4 protein-coding genes and 2 pseudogenes are annotated in these 7,827 nt (G+C 75.2%); 3 read left to right on the top strand and 3 right to left on the bottom strand.

The genetic code is table 11. The features are described 5' to 3' along the window. Positions 1-19 precede the first annotated feature (19 nt). Positions 20-1,144, top strand: a pseudogene (locus HUW36_RS20705) (Dyp-type peroxidase); the annotation flags it as partial. A gap of 1,041 nt (positions 1,145-2,185) precedes the next feature. Here the strand turns inward: HUW36_RS20705 and HUW36_RS34550 are convergent. Both HUW36_RS34550 and HUW36_RS20715 read right to left on the bottom strand, forming a co-directional pair. Then, positions 2,186-3,007, bottom strand: a pseudogene (locus tag HUW36_RS34550) (nitrate- and nitrite sensing domain-containing protein); the annotation flags it as partial. Between the two features lie 206 nt (positions 3,008-3,213). Then, positions 3,214-4,596: an FGGY family carbohydrate kinase gene (locus tag HUW36_RS20715; RefSeq protein WP_174529687.1), complete on the bottom strand. Its 1,383-nt coding sequence runs from the start codon at positions 4,594-4,596 to the stop codon at positions 3,214-3,216. A 258-nt stretch (positions 4,597-4,854) separates the two neighbouring features. Here HUW36_RS20715 and HUW36_RS20720 point away from each other — a divergent pair, with 258 nt between their 5' ends. Next, positions 4,855-6,774 (top strand): chorismate-binding protein, encoded by a 1,920-nt coding sequence (locus HUW36_RS20720; protein ID WP_174529688.1) that lies wholly within the window; start codon positions 4,855-4,857, stop codon positions 6,772-6,774. Between the two features lie 72 nt (positions 6,775-6,846). Here the strand turns inward: HUW36_RS20720 and wrbA are convergent, their stop codons facing one another. Next, positions 6,847-7,464 carry an NAD(P)H:quinone oxidoreductase gene (wrbA, locus tag HUW36_RS20725; protein WP_091573528.1) on the bottom strand — a complete coding sequence of 206 codons (618 nt, stop codon included), beginning with the start codon at positions 7,462-7,464 and terminating at the stop codon, positions 6,847-6,849. Positions 7,465-7,548: 84 nt separating this feature from the next. Between wrbA and HUW36_RS20730 the strand changes: the two genes are divergently transcribed. Continuing rightward, positions 7,549-7,827, top strand: a 279-nt coding sequence (locus HUW36_RS20730) for a GNAT family N-acetyltransferase (protein WP_343044344.1), incomplete at its 3' end; no start/stop codon positions are given.

Below are 7,827 nucleotides of genomic sequence, written 5' to 3' on the forward strand. Positions count from 1 at the left end.
GCTCGCCGGCGGCGCCGCGATCGCCGTCGCCCGTCCCGACGATCCCCGGGTACGCCCCGCCGAGCCCGTCCCGGTGGCCCAGGTCGGCAGCGCGGTGGAGCCGTTCCACGGCGCCCGGCAGTCCGGCGTGACCACCGAACCGCAGGCGCACGCGGCGTTCGTCGCGTTCACCCTGAAGCCCGGTGTCGACCGGGCCGCGCTCGGGCGGATGCTGCGGCTGCTCTCCGACGACGCGGCCCGGCTCACCCAGGGCCGCCCGGCGCTGGCCGACACCGAGCCGGAACTCGGCCTGCTGCCCGCCCGACTGACCGTCACGTTCGGCTTCGGCCCCGGCCTCTACGCCGCCGCCGGGCGCGCCGACCGCCGGCCGCCGTCCGTGGCCGACCTGCCCGCGTTCCGCATCGACCGGCTGCAACCGCGCTGGTCCGGTGGGGACCTGCTGCTGCAGATCTGCGCCGACGACCCGCTCACCGTCGCCCACGCCCAGCGCGTCCTGGTCAAGGACAGCCGGCCCTTCGCCACCGTGCGCTGGGTGCAGCAGGGCTTCCGGCGGGCCGCCGGGGCCGAACCGGGCCGCACCCAGCGCAACCTGTTCGGCCAGCTCGACGGCACCGCCAACCCGAGACCCGGCGCGCCCGCCGACACCACGGTGTGGGTCACCGACGGACCGGACTGGCTGCGCGACTCCACCACGCTCGTCATCCGGCGGATCAGCATGAACCTGGAGACCTGGGACCTGCTCGGTCGCACCGACCGGGAGATCGCCGTCGGGCGGCGCCTCGACACCGGCGCGCCGCTGACCGGCACCGCCGAGCACGACGAGCCGGACTTCGCCGCGCTCGGGCCGGACGGGCTCACCGTCATCCCCGACTTCTCCCACCTGACCCGGGCGCGGGTCACCGACGACCGGCAGAAGATCCTGCGCCGGCCCTACAACTACGACGGCGTGCCCACCGCCGAGGGGCACGCGGACAGCGGGCTGGTCTTCGCCGCGTACCAGGCCGACATCGCCCGGCAGTTCCTGCCCATCCAGCGCCGGCTGGCCGAACGGGACCTGCTCAACGAGTGGACCACCCCGATCGGCTCCGCCGTGTTCGCCGTCCCGCCCGGCTGCCCCGAGGGCGGCTGGGTCGGCCAGCAGGTGTGCCGGAATCCGGACCCGGGTGACCAGGCCCTCCCGGCCGGGGCGCAACTGCACCCGCACACCGTGGCGGGCGCCCAGGTGGCTCACCACGAACAGGCCCATCCGTTCCGACGCGGCCACGTCGGCGGCCGGCGGCTCGGCCAGCACGGCGTTCGCCTCGGCCAGCGCGCCCGGGCCCATGCCGAGTCCCAGGTCGACGATCTCCACCAACGCGCCCGGCCCGTCCGCCTCGACCACCACCCGCACCACCGTCTCCGGGCGGGAGAACGCGGTGGCGTTCTCCAGCAGCTCGGCGAACAGGTGCACGAGGTCGCCCACGGCGTGCCCGACCACGTGCAGGTCGGTGCGGTTCTGGTGCCGTACCCGCTGATACTGCTCGATCTCCGCGCTCGCCGCGAGCAGCACCGCGCCCAACCCGACCGGACGGTTCCACCGTCGCGTGGACTCGGTGCCGGCGAGCACCAGCAGGCTCTCGTCGTTGCGGCGCATGCGGGCGGCGAGGTGGTCCAGCTTGAACAGGTTCTCCAGCTGCTCCGGGTCGCTCTCCTCGCGCTCCAGGTCGTCGAGCAGCTCCAGTTGCCGCTCGACCAGCACCTGGCTGCGCCGGGCCAGGTTGACGAACATGGCGTTGACGTTGCGACGCATCATCGCCTGCTCGACCGCGACGTCGACCGCGCTGCGGTGCACCGCCACGAACGCCTCCGCCAGCTCGCCGATCTCGTCCTGCGAGTCGACCACCGCCGGTGGCACCTCGATCGCGCCCACCGGCCGGTCCACCGCGCGCAGTCGCTCCAGCGTGAGCGGCAGCTCCACCTGCGCGATGCGCAGCGCCTGGCCGCGCAGCTGCCGCATCGCCCGGGCGACGGACCGGCCGACCAGCAGCGAGATCAGCACGGCGACCAGGAGCACCGAGACGATGCCGCCGGCGACCAGCAGCGTCTCGCGCAGCTGCCGGGCGCTGGCGTCGTCGGCCCGGCGGACGGCGTCGTCGAGCAGCTCGCCCTCCAACTGGCGGAACAGTTCCTGCCGCTGCTCGCTGGCCGCCCACCACTGCGGCGCGGACAGCACCGCCGGCTCCGCCGCGCCGTTGGGCAGGGTCCGCTCCTCCAACCCGGTGGCCGTGACGAAGGCCGGTTCCACCGAGGTCTGGTCGTAGCGGCGGACCTGCTCGGCGGTCGCCGCGACCCGGAACGCGCCCAGCGCGGTGAGCTGCTGGGCCCGCAGGTCGCTCAACGTCACCTGGTCGTCCTGCTCGTACCGCCCGGCGCGGGACGCCGCGTACAGCTCGCCGCGGATCCGGGAGGACAGCTCCTTGACCCGGGACAGCTGGACGTACCGCAGCACGGCCTCGGTCAACGCCTGCTGGTCGTCGCCGGGTGACGGCTCGGCCAGCAGGTTGAGCAGCGCGGCCACGGCCCGGTGGTAGTTGCTCAGCACGGTGTCGCTGGAGAGCACCGCGGGAGGCACCGCCGCCCGGATGTTCACCACCTGGTCGTACGCCTCCAGCGCCTCCGAGTAGGAGACCCGCCAGGCGGCGTCGGCGTCGGCCAGCGGCTCGGCCGCCACGCGCAGCTCGTCCACCGCCCGGTCGGTGGCCTCCTGCAACGGCCGCAACGCGGCGACCGCGGCGTCCCGGTCGGCGCCGGTGCCGGCGCGGCGCAACGCGGCCAGCTCACCGGCGGAGCGGTCCCGCTCCTGCTGGAGCCGGTCCACCACGGTGCTGATCTGCCGGCCGATGCCGACCTGCTGGGCGAAGTCGCTCAGCACCGTGGTCTGCCCGACCAGGCCGCGGGTCTGGATGCCGGCCAGGACGAGGAACGCCACCGTGGGGATCACCAGGACGGTGGCGAGCTTGGTGCCCATCCGCCAGTCCCGCAGCCGGAGACCCGAGCGTCGCCGGTGCGGCGGTGGGGCCGCACCGCGGGCCGGGTCGGGAGCTGCGCCCACACTTGCCTCCTCGTTCCGACTCCACCACGGCGGGGAGCGGAGTCCATCCAACCAGGCCGGGAGGCGGTGTCAACGGCCGCCCGGGCGTCATGAGCAGGAAGGTCAGCGTGGTGGGTGGGCGCTCACGTGTTCGGCGCGGCACCCTCGTCCGTCCGGCCGATGCCGCCGATGTCGGCCGCCTCGGCGACCCGACCGAGCGCCACCAGCGCGGCACCGGTCGCCCCGATCTCGGGGTTGCGCTGCCACCGGACCGTACGCGGGGCGAGCACGTCGGTGAACGCCCCGCGCCACCAGGGAGAGGCGGTCAGCGCCCCGCCGCCGAGCACCACCTCCATCGGCTCGCCCACGCCGGCCTCCAGCTCGGCCAGGTCGTCGGCGACGAGCCCGCACAGCCCGGCCATCAGCCCGGCGAGGATGTCGACGGCGGTGGTGCCGAAGCTCAGCCCGCGCAGCTCACCGGAACCGGCCGGCGCCGTCCCGGGTGGCCGGTCGCCGCCGAACCGGGGATTGGCCCGTACGGCCAGGTCGGCGGCGGCCCGGTGCAGCGCGGCCTCCAGCTCCGCCCCCGTGGGCAGCCGCAGCTCCCGGGCGGCCCAGGCGAACAGGTTGCCGCCACTGGAGTACGCGGCGCCGGTGACGACGTGGTCGTGGTCGACCCGGTAGCGCCAGAGCTGGTCGGGCAGCGGCGGCAGCTCCGCCCCGGCCGGCACCGCCTGCATCATGCGGACCGCGGCCGAGGTGCCGACGGTGACCGCCGCGCGGGACGGATCGACGCAGCCGGACCCGACGTTGGAGGCGGCCCCGTCGCCGATCGGCGCCGACCAGCGCGCCTCGGCCAGTTGCGGCCAGCGTCTCGCGTAGCCGGGGTCCAGCCGGCCGTGCCAGCCCGACGGGGCCAGCGGCGGGAGCTGGTCCGGACGGACGCCGGCCAGCGCGCACGCCTCGGCGTCCCAGTCCAGGCCCCGCAGGTCGAGCAGCCCGGTGCCGGAGGCCAGCGACATGGACATCGGTGCCGCGTCGAGCAGCTCACCGAGGACGTACTCGGCCAGCCCGGCGAACCGGACCGTCCGGTCCCCGCACCGTTCCCGCAGCCAGGGCAGCCGCACCGACCAGTAGCAGCGGTGCCACCAGGTGCCGGTACGGCGGTGGTAGTCCTCCGGGTCGGCCGGACCGGCGACGCCGGCCGGCGGGGCGGCCCGGGTGTCCAGCCAGGTCAGCACCGGCCCGGACGGCGTGCCGTCGGCGGCCAGCGGCAGCACCGAGTGCCACTGCGCGGACGTCGCCACCAGGCCGACCCGCCGCAGGTGCCCGCCGGCGGCCAGCTCGTCCAGGCACTCGACCAGGCAGGCGAGGTAGCCGGCCCCGTCCAGGGTCCCGGTGCCGTCGTCCCCGGTGGCCAGGCGCACCTTGCGGCGGGCCAGCGCACCCGGGCGCGGCACGGCGTCCGCGTCCAGCACCAGCCCGCGTACCGAGGAGGTGCCCAGGTCCAGAGCGAGAATGTCCATCGCCGGTCAACCTACCCGGCGGGAACCGCGGCGAAGCCAAGATCCGTACCCGCTCCCGCGCGATCGGGTTCCCCGACGCCCGACGATCGCGTACAGTGATCGCCATGCCCGCGCACCCGAACTGCTGGTGGCCCGCCGACCCGGCGGCCCACCCCCGCGCGTAGCTTCCCCACGCGGCCGCCCGACGAGGCGGCCGCCGGTCCTCCCCGGCAACCCGGGTCGCCTCACCGGCGGCCACCGGCCCACCGAGGAGACCCGATGACCAGCCCGTCCGACCCGCTCGCCGCCGTCGCCGCAGGCCTCGACCCCGGCCCGTTCGCGCTCGTCCGCCGCGAGGGCGCCGACCACGTCGACCTGTTCGCCGGCCCGGTACGCACCGCCGACCGGCTCGCCGACCTGCCGGTGCCCGAGGGCGCCCCCGGCCCGCGCACGTTGGCCCTGGTGCCGTTCCGGCAGATCACCGAGCGCGGCTTCGACTGCGTCGACGACGGCCTGCCGTTGGAGTACCTGGAGGTGCAACGGCACCGGCGGATACCGCTGGCCGAGGTGCTGGACGCGCTGCCCGACGCGCCGGTGCGCACCCGCGACGCCGCCTTCGACATCGCCGACGACGAGTACGCGGCGATCGTCGAACGGGTGCTGGCCGACGAGATCGGGCACGGCGAGGGGGCGAACTTCGTCATCCACCGCACCCTGCGGGCCACCGTGGAGGGCGACCCGCTGGCGACGGCCCTGGCCGCGCTGCGCCGGCTGCTGCTGCGCGAGCGCGGGGCCTACTGGACGTTCCTGGTGCACACCGGCACCCGGATCCTCGTCGGCGCCAGCCCCGAGCGGCACGTCAGCGTCGCCGACGGGCTGGTCGAGATGAATCCGATCAGCGGCACGTTCCGGCACCGGGGCGAGACCGTGGACCGGGACGCGCTGCTGCGGTTCCTGCACGACCCGAAGGAGGTCGAGGAGCTGTACATGGTGCTCGACGAGGAGCTGAAGATGATGGCCGTCGTCGCCGAGCACGGTGGACAGGTGGTCGGGCCGTACCTGAAGGAGATGGCGCACCTGGCGCACACCGAGTACCTACTGGCCGGGCGCTGCTCCCGGGACGTGCGGGAGGTGCTGCGGGAGACCATGTTCGCGCCGACGGTGACCGGCAGCCCGATGGAGAACGCCTGCCGGGTGATCGCCCGGCACGAGCGCACCGGCCGCCGCTACTACGCCGGCGTGCTCGCCCTGCTCGGCCGCGACGAGCAGGGCCGCCAGACGCTCGACGCCCCGATCCTGATCCGCACCGCCGAGTTCTCCCCCGAGGGCTCGCTCCGGGTGCCGGTCGGCGCCACCCTGGTCCGGCACTCCACCACCGCCGGCGAGGTGGCCGAGACGCACGCCAAGGCCGCGGGGGTGCTGGCCGCGCTGGGTCTCGGACCGGAGGCGCCGCACGCGGGCGTCGAGCCGGCCGTCCGGTACGCCGACGACCCCGAGGTACGGGCCGCGCTGGCGGCCCGCAACACCCCGCTGGCGCGGTTCTGGCTGGAGCAGCGGGAGCCGGGGGCGATCGCGCTGCGCGGGCTGGCCGGTCGCCGGGCGCTCATCGTCGACGGGGAGGACACGTTCACCGGGATGCTCGCCCACCAGCTCGGCGCGCTGGGCCTGGCGGTCACCCGACGCGACTGGCCGGACCCGGGACCGCTCGACGGGTACGACCTGGTGGTGGTCGGTCCCGGTCCGGGCGACCCGCGCGACCTGAGCGCGCCGAAGATGGCCGCGCTGCGGGCGCTCCTGGCCGAGCTGCTGGCCTCGGGCCGCCCGACGCTTGCGGTGTGCCTGGGGCACCAGTTGCTCGCCGGGCTGCTGGGTCTGCCGCTGCACCGCCGGGACGCGCCCTACCAGGGGCTGCCGCAGGACGTACCGGTGTTCGGGGTGACCCGGCGGGTCGGGTTCTACGCCAGCTTCACCGCCCGGGCCGACGCCGACCGGGTCACCGGCCCGTACGGCCCGGTCGAGCTGTCCCGCGACCCGGGCGACGGCGCGGTGCACGCGCTGCGCGGCGCGGGCTTCGCCGGGGTGCAGTTCCACCCCGAGTCGGTGCTCAGCCAGGACGGCACCGCGGTCCTGGCGGACCTGCTCGGGCATCTGCTGGACCGGCCGGCGCTGAGCGCGCATGGGGCGGCCGATCGGGGGTAGGGCGAAGGACGGCCGGTGGCCCGGACGGGTTCGAGAGCCCTCGTCCGGCCACCGGCCGCCCGGGCCGCTCGGTCAGCCGGCCATGCCCTTCTTCAACGCGGCGCCCATCAGCACCGCCCGCTTGGCGGTCAGCGCGGTGGCGGCCAGGGCGACGTGGTCCGGGGCCACCTCGCCGTTGTTGCTGGTGTGCGAGGCGCCGTACGGGTTACCGGCGACGAACTGGCTGGGGTCGGTGTAGCCGGGGGTCACCACGATGCCGCCCCAGTGGTAGAAGACCGTGTACAGCGACAGCAGCGTCGCCTCCTGGCCGCCGTGCGAGGTCGCGGTGGACGTGAAACCGGTGTAGACCTTGTCCGCCAGCGCGCCCTGGGCCCAGAGCGGGCCGGTGGTGTCGATGAACTGCTTGAGCTGCGCGGCGATCATGCCGTACCGGGTCGGCGAGCCCATGATCACCACGTCGGCCCACGACAGGTCGTCCGGCTGCGCCTCCATCACGTCCTGCGTCTCCAGCCGGTGCGCCTGCCAGCCCGAGTTGGAGCGGATCGCCTCGTCGGGCGCCAGCTCACGCACCTTGCGCAGGCGCACCTCGGCGCCGGCCTCCCCGGCCGCCTCGACCGCCGACTGCGCCATCTGGTAGGTGATGCCGGTCGCGCTGTAGTAGATCACCGCGACCTTGACCTGGCCATCCATCAGACGTTTCCTCCTTGATTCGGGTCAGCTCCGGCGACTACCCGTTACTTGTCGCGTCAAACTCCGGGCGGGCATGATCGGCGGGTGGAGATCCGCACCGCGACCGCCGCCGACTGGCCGCTGATCTGGCCGTTCCTCTCCGAGATCGTGGCGGCGGGCGAGACGTACACCTGGCCGCGCGACGTGACCGAGGAGCAGGCCCGCGCGTTGTGGATGGCGGCGCCGCCCGGCCGGACCGTGGTCGCGGTGGACCCGGACGGCACGGTGCTCGGCTCGGCGAAGCTGGCGCCGAACCAGGGCGGCCCCGGGGACCACGTGGCCAACGCCGGCTTCATGGTCGCGCCGACCGCCGCCGGCCGCGGG

Source organism: Micromonospora maritima, assembly GCF_902825405.1.
GTDB lineage: Bacteria > Actinomycetota > Actinomycetes > Mycobacteriales > Micromonosporaceae > Micromonospora > Micromonospora maritima.

Bases quoted from the DNA above. Each gene is read 5' to 3' on its own strand.
- HUW36_RS20715 (WP_174529687.1), bottom strand. From the start codon at position 4,596: ATGGACATTCTCGCTCTGGACCTGGGCACCTCCTCGGTACGCGGGCTG.
- HUW36_RS20720 (WP_174529688.1), top strand. From the start codon at position 4,855: ATGACCAGCCCGTCCGACCCGCTCGCCGCCGTCGCCGCAGGCCTCGAC.
- wrbA (WP_091573528.1), bottom strand. From the start codon at position 7,464: ATGGATGGCCAGGTCAAGGTCGCGGTGATCTACTACAGCGCGACCGGC.